General features: G+C 62.4%; 11 protein-coding genes. 9 read left to right on the top strand and 2 right to left on the bottom strand.

Annotated elements, in window-relative coordinates:
- Window positions 1–1,439, top strand: a 1,439-nt coding sequence (gene gabD / locus I8N66_RS18850; RefSeq protein WP_291156553.1) for an NADP-dependent succinate-semialdehyde dehydrogenase, incomplete at its 5' end; no start/stop codon positions are given.
- A 126-nt stretch (window positions 1,440–1,565) separates the two neighbouring features.
- Window positions 1,566–2,372, top strand: coding sequence for a 4-hydroxy-2-oxoheptanedioate aldolase (gene hpaI / locus I8N66_RS18845; protein WP_291156550.1), 807 nt, complete (start codon window positions 1,566–1,568; stop codon window positions 2,370–2,372).
- Here the strand turns inward: hpaI and I8N66_RS18840 are convergent.
- Together I8N66_RS18840 and I8N66_RS18835 are read right to left on the bottom strand one after the other, a co-directional pair.
- Entirely contained in the window at window positions 2,366–3,454 is a 1,089-nt protein-coding gene (locus I8N66_RS18840) for a mannitol dehydrogenase family protein (RefSeq protein ID WP_291156547.1), read from the bottom strand. The two genes, hpaI and I8N66_RS18840, sit on opposite strands and share 7 nt — an antisense overlap.
- A 19-nt stretch (window positions 3,455–3,473) precedes the next feature.
- The gene (locus tag I8N66_RS18835; RefSeq protein WP_223725958.1) at window positions 3,474–4,352 is read right to left on the bottom strand and encodes a GntR family transcriptional regulator; all 879 of its coding nucleotides are present in this window, start codon (window positions 4,350–4,352) and stop codon (window positions 3,474–3,476) included.
- A gap of 219 nt (window positions 4,353–4,571) precedes the next feature.
- On the opposite strand from I8N66_RS18835, the gene I8N66_RS18830 reads away from it, so the two are divergent.
- The 7 genes from I8N66_RS18830 to phaZ all read left to right on the top strand — a co-directional run bounded on the left by I8N66_RS18830 (window position 4,572) and on the right by phaZ (window position 13,616).
- A complete protein-coding gene (locus I8N66_RS18830; RefSeq protein WP_291156543.1) occupies window positions 4,572–6,077 on the top strand; it encodes an altronate dehydratase family protein in 1,506 nt (501 codons plus the stop codon).
- A 42-nt stretch (window positions 6,078–6,119) separates the two neighbouring features.
- A complete protein-coding gene (locus I8N66_RS18825; RefSeq protein ID WP_291156540.1) occupies window positions 6,120–7,139 on the top strand; it encodes an aldo/keto reductase in 1,020 nt (339 codons plus the stop codon).
- A 168-nt stretch (window positions 7,140–7,307) separates the two neighbouring features.
- Window positions 7,308–8,297, top strand: coding sequence for an ABC transporter substrate-binding protein (locus tag I8N66_RS18820; protein WP_034801640.1), 990 nt, complete (start codon window positions 7,308–7,310; stop codon window positions 8,295–8,297).
- Window positions 8,298–8,392: 95 nt separating this feature from the next.
- Entirely contained in the window at window positions 8,393–9,946 is a 1,554-nt protein-coding gene (locus I8N66_RS18815) for a sugar ABC transporter ATP-binding protein (protein ID WP_291156533.1), read from the top strand.
- A gap of 39 nt (window positions 9,947–9,985) precedes the next feature.
- Window positions 9,986–10,963 (top strand): ABC transporter permease, encoded by a 978-nt coding sequence (locus tag I8N66_RS18810; protein WP_223725962.1) that lies wholly within the window; start codon window positions 9,986–9,988, stop codon window positions 10,961–10,963.
- Between the two features lie 32 nt (window positions 10,964–10,995).
- Window positions 10,996–12,018, top strand: a complete 1,023-nt coding sequence (locus I8N66_RS18805) for a zinc-binding alcohol dehydrogenase family protein (protein WP_291156529.1) — start codon at window positions 10,996–10,998, stop codon at window positions 12,016–12,018.
- Window positions 12,019–12,341: 323 nt separating this feature from the next.
- A complete protein-coding gene (phaZ, locus tag I8N66_RS18800; protein WP_113538268.1) occupies window positions 12,342–13,616 on the top strand; it encodes a polyhydroxyalkanoate depolymerase in 1,275 nt (424 codons plus the stop codon).
- The last annotated feature ends 28 nt before the right edge of the window (window positions 13,617–13,644 follow it).

Here is a 13,644-nt window from a genome sequence, read left to right as displayed (position 1 = left end):
CATCATTGTTTCGCCAGGCAGCGCTCGTGGGTGGCGAGTGGATCGAGGCGGACGCGGCGAACGCGATCGAGGTGAACAATCCGGCGACCGGTGAGATCATCGGCCGGGTGCCGCGGCTCGGCGCCAAGGAGACCAAGGCTGCGATCGAGGCGGCGCGTCTGGCCCAGAAGACCTGGGCCGCGCGCACGGCCAAGGATCGCGCCGGGGTCCTGCGCAAGTGGTTCGATCTGATGATCGAGAACAAGGAAGACCTCGGCCGCATCCTGACGCTGGAGCAGGGCAAGCCGCTGGCGGAAGCCACCGGCGAGATCGTCTATGGTGCAAGCTTCGTCGAATGGTTCGCCGAAGAGGGCCGCCGCATCTATGGCGACCTGATCCCCGGCCATCAGCCCGACAAGCGCATCCTGGTCATGAAGCAGCCGATCGGCGTCGTCGCGGCGATCACGCCGTGGAACTTCCCCAATGCGATGATCACCCGCAAGGCCGGCCCGGCATTTGCGGCCGGCTGCGCCATGGTGCTGAAGCCAGCGGCCCAGACGCCGTTCTCGGCGATCGCGATCGCCATTCTTGCCGAACGCGCCGGCCTGCCTAAGGGCCTCTTCAGCGTCATTACCGGCTCGGCCCGCGAGATCGGCGCCGAAATGACCTCCAACCCGGTCGTGCGCAAGCTCACGTTCACGGGCTCGACCGAGGTCGGCGCCGAGCTCTATCGCCAGAGCGCTGGCACCATCAAGAAGCTCGGCCTTGAGCTCGGCGGCAATGCGCCGTTCATCGTCTTTGACGATGCCGATCTCGACGCGGCTGTCGAAGGCGCGCTGATCGCCAAGTTCCGCAACAATGGCCAGACCTGCGTGTGCGCCAACCGCATCTATGTCCAGGACAAGGTCTATGACGCCTTCTCCGACAAGCTCGCCAAGGCGGTCGCCAAGCTGAGGATCGGCAACGGTCTCGATGAAGGCGTCATCCTCGGCCCGCTGATCGACAAGGCGGCACTGGAAAAGGTGGAAGAACACATTGCTGACGCCACAGCCAAGGGCGCGCGGGTGATCCAGGGCGGCAAGCGCCACACGCTCGGCGGCACCTTCTACGAGGCGACGGTTCTGGCCGACGTCACCCAGGCGATGGCGGTTGCGCGCGAGGAAACCTTTGGGCCGGTCGCTCCGCTCTTCCGCTTCACCGACGAGGCGGATGTGGTCGAACAGGCAAACGACACCGAATTCGGCCTTGCCTCCTATTTCTACGCCAAGGATCTCGCCCGTGTCTTCCGCGTCGCCGAAGCGCTGGAATACGGCATGGTCGGCGTCAATACCGGGTTGATCTCCACGGCGGAAGCGCCGTTCGGCGGCGTCAAGCTTTCGGGCCTTGGCCGCGAGGGCTCGCGCTACGGCATCGAGGAGTTCACCGAAATCAAGTACGTCTGCCTCGGCGGCGTTGCGTAAGATACGGTACCCAATCTGAAATACCGGCTGGAAAGTTCTGGCCGGTTTTTTTCTTTGCCGGTAGAAATCTCGTGATTGCGGGATTGAGGCATCACTCGTCCCGTCGCATTGCAGGAGGAGACGACCATGCCGGCACCGAAGAACCCCTTTAAAGCAGCTCTGCGCGAAAACCGCTTCCAGCTAGGGCTGTGGGTGGCGCTTGCCAGCCCCTATGCCGCCGAAGTGGTTTCCGGCAGCGGCTATGACTGGCTGCTGATCGACGGCGAGCACGCGCCGAACGACATTCCGCTGCTGTCGGCGCAGTTTCGCGTCGTCTCCGCATCGAAGAGCCATCCGATGGTTCGCCTGCCGGTTGGCGATACCGTGCTGATCAAGCAGATCCTCGATACCGGCGTGCAAACCCTGCTGATCCCGATGGTCGAGAGCTTGGAGCAAGCACAGCAGCTGGTGCGTGCCACCCGGTATCCGCCGCATGGCGTTCGCGGCGTCGGGGCTGCCCTCGGGCGTGCCTCGCAATTCGGTCGCATCGGCGACTATCTCCAGACCGCCGGCGACGAAATCTGCCTGATCCTGCAGATCGAGAGCCGGGCAGGTCTTGCTGCGATCGATGAGATTGCCGCACTCGATGGCGTCGACGGCCTCTTCATCGGCCCCTCCGACCTGGCAGCCGACATGGGCTATCTTGGTAAACCAGGGCATCCGGAGGTGCGTGCGGCGATCGCCGATGCGTTCGAGCGCATCAAGAAGGCCGGCAAGGCGCGGGGCATCATGACGCTCGATCTCGAGCAGGCACGAGACTATCGCGAGATGGGCGCTGATTTCATGGCGATCGGCACGGATGTCACCTCGCTCGTGCGTGCGACGACTACACTGCGCCAGGAGTTTCTCGGCGAGGCGACGTCGGCTCCGAAGAAGCAGGAATCCGGCTACTGATCGCAGATCGCTGTGAGCTCGGGCATGGTTACGCTCGGGCTCCAGCGCCGGAAGTCGGCGATCCGACGCTCGATCTTTTCGCGATGGTGGTTGGCGATATCGCCTAAACGGTGGTCGAGGAACGGGTTTCTGAAGCGTTCCAGCGTCGCGGCAACATAGTCTTCCGCTTCGCTCTCCAGGCGCTTTGCCGCGAAAGCCGCGATCACTTCGGATCGATAGATGCGGTCCAGCCGCGCGGCGATGCCGGCGTCGGCCAAGATTTCCCGAACGGTCTCGTTCGCGTCACGGCCTTCCCTGAGCCAGAGATCAGCCAAGACCGTATGGCCGAGATTGAGGATGTGAAGTTTCAGCTTCTCGTAGGGCGTCAGGTCATCCACGAGCTTCACGCACGGATGGATGCAAGGGAGCCGTAGCCCGGGCTGGTTCTCGATCGCCCAGAGCGCATAGGGCTCAGCAATCGCACCGGCAGGCTCCAGCGGCTCGGAGACGATGCGGTCGACCAGCGTGTTGGCCCAGACGACGTCCTTGCCCAGCCAGTCGATAAAGGCGCTGTTTCCGATCCGCTCCGCCGCGAGACGCAGCATCAATGCCTTCAGCACGTCACCATTGCGTGACACGAGTTCGCAGGGAAGCATCGTCAGGGGACGCCCGCCCGCGTCGAAGCGCGCCTTCAAGAGCAAAAGCAGCTTGCCCGGAAAGGAACGGGGAACTTCCGTTGTCAGATCGTCCTCGCCGATCTGGTAGCCCGTGTCGCCGGTATTCGAGATCAGGATTTCGGCATCCTCGGCGACAATCGCCCGGACCTCGCTCCAGTTTTCGGCGGTCGAAAGCGCCCGCGACACACTGGTCACCTGCTGCGTCTCATCGATCTGCGCTCCAGCCCGGATGCCGCGGATGATGACGGGAAAGCCTTCGGGACGGGCAAGCGCTGCAAGACGGCCGGAGCGTTCGCTGGACCCGGTCGTCTGCACGATCGTGATCGGTCCTACGGCCTCTCCCGTCTTCAACGCCTCGCTGACAAAGAGGTCGGCATGCGCCTGAAGAAAGCGGCTTGTTCCGAATTGTACGATCGGCGTCGTCATGTCCTGCCCCGATAGCTGGCTATGGAATGGATTGGAGAAGAGTTTCGCGCGCCGACTGGAGATGCCGGCGGCAGGCGTGTTCGGCCTTTGCGGGATCGTGCGAGCGCAACGCTTCGATATAGGCGAGGTGTTCTTCCAATGCGCGGGCGTTGCGCTGGCGGGCATTCGTCTTGTTCCACTGGTAGTGATAGTGGAAGACGATTGCGATGATGTCGTAGAAATCGACGATGAACCGGTTGCTCGATGCCTTGTGCACCAATAGGTGGAACTGCTCGTCGAGTTCGGAGAACTCCCGGTAGCGGTTGTCGATGTCGGCGAGGATATCGCGGTGCAGGGTCTCGATTTCCCTAAGCTCTGCCCAGGCGGGATGGTCGTCAGGCAAGGAGACGAAGCGTGCGGCTGAGCGCAGCTCGAACATCTCTCGTACTTCCGTCAGTTCCAGCGCGAACTCTCGGGTAAAGCCTTTCAGGATCCAGTGGCTGTTCGGCCGCTTCTCGATCAGGCCGAAGCGGCTGAAGCGGATCAGGAATTCGCGCACGCTGGTCGTGCCGGTCCCAATGTCCCGCGCCAGTTCCAACTCGTTGATCTGCATGCCGGGCTCTGCACCGCCGGCGAGAATCCGGCGCATGAAACTGCGCTCGATGATTTCGGCGAGTGAATCGGTCTCTTCCGTGGGGAAGTAGTCGTCGGGGCGGGGCTGCCGCAGCACGTTCTTTTTTCGTTTGTCCCAGGCGATCAGCTGCAGTTCCTCGAAGCGGCTGAGGATCGCGCGCACCGTCGTGCGGCTGACGCCGAGAACCTGCCCGAGTTCCGGCTCGGAGGGCAGGGAGGATGTGTCCGCCAGGAGCTTCAGGCAGCGGTTATAGGCATCCTTGAAGACGGTGTTCTGTTTTGCCATGGCAAGATCCGGCCGGTTCGAAATTGTCTGCGTCTGTCAGCGACGCTCCTCTATCGCGACGATCCGGTTTTGTCTCCGTCTGTCGTCATCATCCCTGCTTCTCCCGCACTTCGATCGTTGGCCCGGCGTGGTGGCCGACGTTTTCGCTATAATACCCATTGACGGCAATCTGTCTATTGTAGATAAAAGACAGAACAAAAATCAGTTAGGGAGAGATCGGTGTCTGCGCCGTCCACCATCCTGCTCGCACCTGAGGACAATGTTGTCGTGGCGACGCTGGCGATTGCCGCTGGCGATGCCCTGCCGAACAATGTTCTTGCCGCAGCGAAGGTCGATGCCGGTCATAAGATCGCGATCCGTCCGATCCGCGCCGGAGAGCCTGTCGTCAAATATGCTCAGGCGATCGGCCGGGCGACCGCCGATATTGCGCCGGGCGACCACGTGCACTCCCATAACCTCGCCTTCGACAAGGACCGCTTGGCGATCAGCCCGCAGGGAGCGCCAGAAGTGGCAAGCGATGCCGACAGGGCGCGCACCTTCATGGGCTATCGAAGAGGTGATGGCCGGGCAGCGACGCGAAACTATATCGGTGTCGTCGCCAGCGTGAACTGTTCCACCACGGTCTGTCGTGCCATCGCCGAGGAGGCGAACCGGCGCATTCTGCCGCGATATGAGGGTATCGACGGTTTCGTGCCGATCGTGCACGATCAGGGCTGTGGCATGTCGTCAACCGGCGACGGCATGGCCAACCTGCACCGCACGCTCGCCGGCTATGCCCGCCACGTCAATTTCGGCGGCGTGCTGATGGTCGGCCTCGGCTGCGAGGTGAACCAGTTGACGCTCTATGGCCAGAGCGGCGCTGGCGCGGAAAAACGCCATTTCAACATCCAAGAGGCCGGGGGCTCGCGTCGTTCCGCCGAAAAGGCGCTGGGCATTCTCGAGGAAATCGCAGCCGAAGTCGGCAAGGAGCGCCGTGTCGCAATCCCCGTGAGCGAGATCATCGTCGGCCTTCAATGCGGCGGGTCGGATGGGCTTTCGGGCATCACCGCCAATCCGGCGCTCGGCGCGGCCGTCGATATCCTTGCCGCAGCGGGCGGCACCGCAATCCTCTCGGAGACTTCTGAAATCTATGGCGCCGAGCATCTGCTGCGCAGCCGGGCGGTAAATGAGGCGGTGGCGGTGAAACTCGACGGCCTGATTTCCTGGTGGGAAAATTATGTGGCGATGCATGGCGCTTCGCTCGACAACAATCCTTCGCCGGGCAACAAACGCGGTGGTTTGACGACCATCCTCGAAAAATCGCTCGGCGCCGTCGCCAAGGGCGGCCGCTCGCCGCTGAACGCCGTCTATCGCTACGCCGAGCGGGTCACCGAGCGTGGGCTCGTCTTCATGGATACCCCTGGCTACGATCCGGTATCGGCCACCGGCCAGGTCGCCGGCGGTGCCAATGTCATTGCCTTTACCACCGGTCGCGGCAGCTGTTTCGGCTGTCGGCCCGCGCCGTCGATCAAGCTCACCAGCAACACGGCGCTCTACCGGGCGATGGAAGAGGATATGGATATCGATTGCGGCGTGATCGCTTCGGGGGAGGCGAGCATTGCCGGGCTTGGCCGGGAGATCTTCGACCTGATCGTAGAGACCGCCTCTGGCCGCAAGACCAAGAGCGAGCTTTTCGGCTACGGCGACAATGAGTTCGTGCCCTGGCATCTGGGGGCAACCCTCTAAATACGGAACGACTGGCATCCTTTTTGGAGGAGGAGACGGGGAATGCAGACGAGACGGATCGGTCGAACCGAACTATCGGTCACCGAATTTAGCTTTGGTGCCGCCGGCCTCGGTGGGCTCTATCGCGAGTGTACCCGTGACGCGGCAATCGCGACCTTGGACGCTGCCTGGGGCGCGGGTCTGCGCTATTTCGACGTGGCGCCCTATTACGGGCTCGGGCTTGCCGAGCGCCGGGTCGGCGATTTCCTCAGCGACAAGCCGCGCGAACAGTTCGTCCTCTCCACAAAGGTCGGACGTCTCCTGCATCCGGTGCCCGAAGACAAGGTGCCGGATTACTCCTACGTGAAGCCGCTCAATTTCGACGTCGAGTACGATTACAGCTATGACGGCATCATGCGCTCCGTCGAGTTCAGCTACGCCCGGCTGGGACTCAACCGCATCGACATCCTCTATGTGCACGATATCGGCGTCTATACCCATGGTGCCGCCCGCAATGCCGTTTACCTGCGGCAATTGCTAGAGGGTGGCCTGAAGGCGTTGGAGGAGTTGAAGGCCTCGGGAACGATCGCCGCCTATGGTCTCGGCGTCAACGAGGTGCCGGTCTGTCTTGAGGTCATGCGCCAGGCCGATATCGACTGCATCCTGCTGGCCGGTCGTTACACCTTGCTCGACCGTTCGGCCGTCGCCGAACTGCTGCCGGTCTGCGAGAAGAAGCAGACTTCGCTCATTGTCGGCGGGGTCTTCAATTCGGGCATCCTGGCGACGGGCCCGGTCGAGGGGGCGCATTTCGATTACATGCCGGCAACGGAAGATATCCGGCAAAAGGTAGGCGCCATGGAGAGGGTCGCCCGCGGTATGAACGTACCGCTTGCCGCACCCGCCATGCAGTTTCCGCTCGGTCATCCCAGGGTCGCTTCGGTGCTGCTTGGCACCGCCAAACCGGAGAGCCTGAAGCGCAACATGGCGCTCGCTGGACTCAGGTTTTCCGCGTCCGATTTCGCGGCGTTTGAACCGTTCACGCTGATCGCGCCGGAACTCGGAGACGAGCCGGTACGGGTCTAGCGGGTGGAGGTCGCCCCGCGGCCTGAAATGCTGTTCCGGCAGCTTGCCAAGCCGGAATTGTCGTACTAGCATTCGTATATGTTTTTTATCGATAAAAGGTCGATAAGCCAGCACCTGCGATCGATCTCCAAGAAGTGGAACACGGTGCACTGAGAGGAGAAACCTGGGATGAGCATTCTGAAAAGCAGTCTTACCCGTCGCGCCTTCACGGCCCTGGCCGGTGCCGCGATGATCGCCGGCATGTCGCCGGTCGCGTCCTTCGCGCAGGACGTGACGATCCCGATCATCGTCAAGGACACCACGTCCTTCTACTGGCAGATCGTGCTGGCCGGCGCGCGCGCCGCTGGCAAGGACCTGGGCGTCAATGTACCGGAACTCGGCGCTCAATCCGAGTCCGATATCAACGGTCAGATCAGCATTCTCGAGAACGCGGTCGCCGGCGCGCCGGCTGCTGTCGTCATTTCGCCGACGGAATTCAAGGCGCTCGGCAAGCCGATCGATGAGGCGGCGAAGGCCGTTCCGATCATCGGCATCGACTCTGGTGCCGACTCGAAGGCCTTCTCTTCGTTCCTCACCACCGACAACGTCCAGGGCGGCCGTATCGCTGCCGATGGACTCGCTGCGGCGGTCAAGGAAATGAGCGGCAAGGAAGAGGGCGAAATCGCCATCATCACCAGCCTTCCGGGCGTCGGCTCGCTCGACCAGCGCCGCGAAGGCTTCCTCGATCAGGTCAAGACCAAGTATCCGGGCTTCAAGGTCGTCGTCGACAAATATGCCGACGGTCAGGCGACCACCGGCCTCAACATCATGACCGACCTGATCACCGCCAATCCCAACCTTGTCGGCGTGTTTGCGTCCAACCTGATCATGGCGCAGGGCGTCGGCCAGGCGATTGCCGAAAACAAGCTCGGCGACAAGATCAAGGTGATCGGCTTCGACAGCGACGACAAGACGGTCGGCTTCCTCAAGGAAGGCGTTCTGGCCGGTCTCGTCGTTCAGGATCCCTACCGCATGGGCTATGATGGCGTGAAGACAGCGCTCGCGGTCTCGAAGAAGGAAAAGGTCGAGGCGAACGTGGATACCGGCGCCAATCTGGTGACCAAGGCCAACATGGCCGAGCCGAAGATCGACGCTCTCTTGAACCCGAAGGTCAAGTGACAACGGCTGCGGCGGGCGTCTAGCCTGCCGCACCCGCTTGCGACCGGGAACGAGGACCGGTCGCAAGCGATCTCTGCGATGGGAGGAATGCGCAGATGACCGAGTTGCAAGAGGCGCGCGACGTCAGGACCGAAGGCCTGCAGGTGGCAACACGCCATCCGGTTCCGAAGGGCGAGCCGATCCTGGAATTGCGCGTGCTGCAGAAGAAATACGGCGCCGTGGAAGCCTTGAAGCCGGCGTCGCTGACCTTTCTCTCCGGTGAAATTCACGCGATCGTTGGCGAGAACGGCGCCGGCAAGTCGACGCTGATCAAGCTTCTGACCGGCGTCATCAAGCGCACGTCGGGTGAAATCTTCTGGTGCGGCAAACCCGTCCAGCTCGGTACGCCGCAGGAGGCGATCGAACGCGGCATCAACGCCGTGCACCAGGAAGTCGTGCTCTGCGCCCACCTGACGGTGGCGTCCAACATGTTTCTCGGCGACGAAATCAATCGTAACGGCCTGATGCGAAAACGCGCCATGACCGATGCGGCCCAGCGCGTGCTCGATGATCTCGGCTTCAACCTGCCGGCAGGCGCCGTGCTCGGCAGCCTGACGATCGGTCAGCAGCAACTCGTCGCCACCGCACGCGCTGCCATGCGCGGCACACAATTCCTGATTTTCGACGAGCCGACCGCCTATCTCACGCGGCAGGAATCGGCGCAGCTCTTTCGCCTGATCCGCAGACTTCAGGCGGAGGGTGTGACCATCGTCTATATCAGCCACCGCATGGAGGAAGTGTTCGAGCTTGCCGACCGCGTCTCGGTGCTGCGCGATGGCACCCATGTCGGGACCCGCAAGATCGGCGAAACGAACGAGGCGGAGCTGATCGCGCTGATGATCAACCGCACGATCGAGCAGATCTACCACAAGGAGCATTTTCCGCCGGGTGACGTCATCGTCGAAACGCGAGGTCTGAGTGGTCCCGGCTTTCAGGATGTATCGCTGACCGTTCGGGCAGGCGAGATCGTCGGCCTTTACGGGCTGATCGGAGCGGGACGCAGCGAGTTCGCGCTCGGCCTCTATGGCCGACATCGCCCGAGCGCCGGCGAGGTCTATTGGCAGGGGCGCAAGGTGGAGATCGCCAGCGAACGCACGGCGATGGATCTCGGCATTGCGCTGGCTCCGGAAAGCCGCCGCGATCAGGGCCTGTGTCTCAACCTGCCGATCGGCCTCAACATCAACCTGCCGGTCTTTAACCGCTTGACGCGCGGCCTGACGATTAACGGCCAACAGGAGCGGGAGAATGCCGACCGGCAGATCCGCGACCTGAAGATCAAGACGCCGTCGCGCCGTGTTCTCGCTTCCGCCATGTCGGGCGGCAACCAGCAAAAGATCGTCATTGGCAAGTGGCTGAGCCATGGCGCCAAGCTTTTCATCTTCGATGAGCCGACCGTCGGCGTCGATGTGGGCACCAAGGCGGAGATCTATCGCCTGTTCGCGCGACTCCTGGAAAACGGGGCGGGCATCATCCTGATCTCGTCCTATCTGCCCGAGGTCTACGAGCTTGCGGATCGGCTGCACGTGTTCCGGCGCGGCCGGCTCGTTGCGAGCCACGACTATCGCGCCGCGAGCCACGAGGAAGTGCTGACGCAGGCGATTGGCGTTTGAACCGATAAAAACAAACTGAGGGATGCAGGGAGGAAGACGATGAGTGCGGAAACGGTGGAGAGCGGCGCCAGTGCGGCGCCACGCAAGGGCGTAAGCATTCTGTTCGGCCTCACCCTGCTGGGGCTGCTCCTGTTCCTCTGGCTGCTGCTTGGCTTGGCCACCAACAGTTTCTGGACGCCCAACAACATCAGCAACCTGCTGCGCCAGGGGGCGATGACCGCGATTCTTGCGGTCGGCCAGACCTTCGTCATCATCACCGCCGGCATCGACCTTTCGGTCGGCGCCGTGGTCGGTTTCACCAGCGTCATCGTGGCATGGCTGCTTGCGGCCGGCATGCCGCTCTGGGCCGCGATCATCCTGACGCTCGCCTTCGGGGTGCTGATCGGCGCCTTCCATGCCTTCGGCATCGTGCGCATGGGGCTGCCGCCCTTCATCATCACGCTCGCGACCCTGACTTCGCTCCGCGGTATCGGCCTCTTGATCACCAACGGCTCGACGATCTCGATCACCAATGAGGCCTTCACCAATTTCTCGCGTGCGGATTTCCTCGGTGTGCCAAGCCTGTTCTGGATGGTGATCGTGGTGGCGATCCCGGCCTATGTCTTCCTGCACTTGAGCCGCTTCGGCCGCTATCTCTTCGCGGTTGGGTCGAATAGCGAGGCGGCGCGACTTTCCGGCGTCAACGTCCACCGCACCATCTATCTCGCCTACATCCTCTCCTCGACCTGCGCCGCCTTCGTCGGCCTGCTGCTCGCCTCGCGCATCGGCATCGGCAACGCCACGCAAGCCGAGGGCTGGGAACTGCAGGCGATCGCCTCGTCGGTCATCGGCGGCACCAGCCTCTTCGGTGCGGTCGGTTCGGTGCATGGGCCGCTGCTCGGCGCATTCATCCTCGCGACGATCAACAACGGCGCGAACCTCCTGAACGTCAACTCGTTCTGGCAGCGCATCATCACCGGCGTGCTGATCATCGTCATCGTCTATTTCGACCAACTCCGGCGCCGCAGCGCCCGCTAGGCGCCGACACCGAACATTCCGTGGGAACTGTCATGAAAGCCGTGCTCTGCCTCGAACCCGGCCACTTGGAGGTCGTTGACCGCCTGCCGGCTGAGAATGTGCCTGACGGTTGGGTGCGCCTCGCCGTCAGTCATGTCGGCATCTGCGGCACCGACTACCATATCTTCGCAGGCAAGCATCCGTTCCTCGAATATCCCAGGGTCATGGGCCACGAGATCTCGGCAACGGCGATTGCTGGTGGCCGCGGCACGACGATCGCGCCCGGCACGCCTGTCGTGGTGAACCCCTATCTTTCCTGCGGCAACTGCGTTGCCTGCCGCAAGGGTAAACCCAACTGCTGCACCGCCATTCAAGTTCTCGGCGTGCATACCGATGGTGCCTTCTGTGAAGAGATCGTCGTGCCGGAGGCCAATCTTTATCCGGCACATGACCTCACACCGGAGGCGGCCGCCACCGTCGAATTCCTGGCGATCGGTGCCCATGCGGTCCGTCGCGCCTCCGCAGAGGCCGGTTCACGGGCACTGGTCATCGGCGCAGGGCCGATTGGCCTGGGCACGGCGATCTTCTCGCGCATCGCCGGCCATCATGTGACGCTCGTCGATACCAGCACCGAGCGGTTGGACTTCGCTGCCCGAAAGCTCGGCTTCGCTAATGGTATCGTCGCGGGCGCCGACATGGCGTCACGCATAGCCGAAACGACGGGTGGGGACGGCTTCGACGTTGTCTTCGACGCCACTGGATATGGTGGCTCGATGCAGGCCGCTTTCGCCTATGTCGCCCATGGCGGCACCCTGGTCTTCGTCAGCGTCGTGAAGGACGAGATCCGCTTCTCCGATCCGGAATTTCACAAGCGCGAGATGACCCTGATCGGCAGCCGCAATGCGACCCGCGAAGATTTCGATCATGTCGTCGCATCGATCGCTTCCGGCCTTGTGCCGGTCGAGGCGCTGATCACTCATCGCACGACGCTGGAGGGTGCGGTGGCCGATCTTCCGCGCTGGGCAGAAGAAAAGGCGGGTCTGGTCAAGGCAATCGTCAAGGTGGCTGCTGCATGAGCGAGGGCGGCCTTGCTGCATTGCCGCAGGGGGCTGCATCTGACATTCGCTCCATTTTTCCCTGAAAAATGCCCCGCATCGGTTCTCAACGCACGAAAATAGCGGAAAACCGCCAGTTTCGGGCAAGCTCGTTTGCAAATCGTCAGGAATCCAGATTCATTCTGGTCTCAGGCCTTGTATCGAGGCGTGACGGGTATATTTGTTGCACTGCACAAGAAAAGTGGTAGTCTGGCAGCGATTGCGGACACCAAGACAAACAATCGCAAGCTTGCGTCCGACCGGGAGCGGCGTTGTCGTTGATTGAACCAAGGGGTACGCTTCCCATGTTCTACCAGCTCTATGAATTGAACCATGCCATGATGGCGCCGTGGCGTACGGCTGCCGATGCCATGCGGCTTGCCTTCAGCAATCCGATGAACCCCGTCTCGCACACCTATTTCGGTCGTGCCGCCGCTGCGGGGCTCGAAGTGTTCGAGCGTTCCACGCGTCGCTATGGCAAGCCGGAGTTCGGACTTCCAACGACCGAGGTCGACGGCGCGTCTGTCTCCGTCTACGAGCGCATTGTCTGGCGCGCGCCCTTCTGCAACCTCATCCATTTCGAGCGTGCCCTGCCCAAGGGGCGTGCCGCCGATCCGAAGGTGCTGGTGGTTGCGCCGATGTCCGGCCACTACGCGACGCTGCTGCGCGGCACGGTGGAAGCCTTGCTGCCGCATTCCGATGTCTACATCACCGACTGGATCGACGCCCGCATGGTGCCGCTCAGCGAAGGCACCTTCGATCTCGATGACTACATCGACTACGTCATCCAGATGCTGCACTACCTGGGTCCGAACACGCATGTGATCGGTGTCTGTCAGCCGGCAGTGCCCGTGCTCGCCGCCGTCGCCCTGATGGAAGCGGCTGATGATCCGCTGTCGCCGGCGACGATGACGCTGATGGGCGGACCGATCGATACCCGTATCAACCCGACCGGCGTCAACCAGCTGGCCGAGCAGCGGCCGATCGAATGGTTCCGCGACAATGTCATCATGCCGGTGCCGTGGCCGCAGCCGGGCTTCATGCGCATGGTCTATCCGGGCTTCCTGCAGCTTTCCGGCTTCATGTCGATGAACCTCGACCGGCACCTGATCGCCCACAAGGAGTTCTTTGCCCATCTGGTCAAGAACGACGGCGATGCGGCCGAAAAGCATCGGGACTTCTACGACGAGTATCTGGCCGTTATGGACCTGACCGCCGAATTCTACCTGCAGACCGTGCAGGTGGTCTTCATGCAGCATGCGCTGCCCAAGGGCGAGATGATGCATCGCGGCAAGCGCGTCGATACGACGGCGATCAAGAAGGTCGCGCTGCTCACGGTCGAAGGCGAGAACGACGACATTTCCGGCGTTGGCCAGACGAAAGCGGCGCAGACGATCTGCACCAATATCCCCGACCATATGCGCATGCACTACATGCAGCCGGATGTTGGCCATTACGGCGTCTTCAACGGTTCGCGCTTCCGCCGCGAAATCGCGCCGCGCATCGTTGCCTTCCACCGGGAGCACGCGCGTCACGTGAAGCCGGTGAAGCAACTGATCAAGGGCGGCAAGTCGGCCTGATCCCGTGGTCGGTGCCGTTTTGACCGCG

It is taken from the genome of Ensifer sp. SSB1 (genome assembly GCF_016652895.1).
Taxonomy (GTDB): Bacteria; Pseudomonadota; Alphaproteobacteria; order Rhizobiales; family Rhizobiaceae; genus Ensifer.
The sequence above is the reverse complement of the archived record's forward strand: the minus strand, read 5'-3'. Positions and strand labels throughout refer to the sequence as shown.

What these genes read in the sequence shown, in the direction of transcription:
- hpaI (WP_291156550.1), top strand. Translation starts at nt 1,566, where the DNA reads ATGCCGGCACCGAAGAACCCCTTTAAAGCAGCTCTGCGCGAAAACCGC.
- I8N66_RS18840 (WP_291156547.1), bottom strand. Translation starts at nt 3,454, where the DNA reads ATGACGACGCCGATCGTACAATTCGGAACAAGCCGCTTTCTTCAGGCG.
- I8N66_RS18835 (WP_223725958.1), bottom strand. Translation starts at nt 4,352, where the DNA reads ATGGCAAAACAGAACACCGTCTTCAAGGATGCCTATAACCGCTGCCTG.
- I8N66_RS18825 (WP_291156540.1), top strand. Translation starts at nt 6,120, where the DNA reads ATGCAGACGAGACGGATCGGTCGAACCGAACTATCGGTCACCGAATTT.
- I8N66_RS18820 (WP_034801640.1), top strand. Translation starts at nt 7,308, where the DNA reads ATGAGCATTCTGAAAAGCAGTCTTACCCGTCGCGCCTTCACGGCCCTG.
- I8N66_RS18815 (WP_291156533.1), top strand. Translation starts at nt 8,393, where the DNA reads ATGACCGAGTTGCAAGAGGCGCGCGACGTCAGGACCGAAGGCCTGCAG.
- I8N66_RS18810 (WP_223725962.1), top strand. Translation starts at nt 9,986, where the DNA reads ATGAGTGCGGAAACGGTGGAGAGCGGCGCCAGTGCGGCGCCACGCAAG.
- I8N66_RS18805 (WP_291156529.1), top strand. Translation starts at nt 10,996, where the DNA reads ATGAAAGCCGTGCTCTGCCTCGAACCCGGCCACTTGGAGGTCGTTGAC.
- phaZ (WP_113538268.1), top strand. Translation starts at nt 12,342, where the DNA reads ATGTTCTACCAGCTCTATGAATTGAACCATGCCATGATGGCGCCGTGG.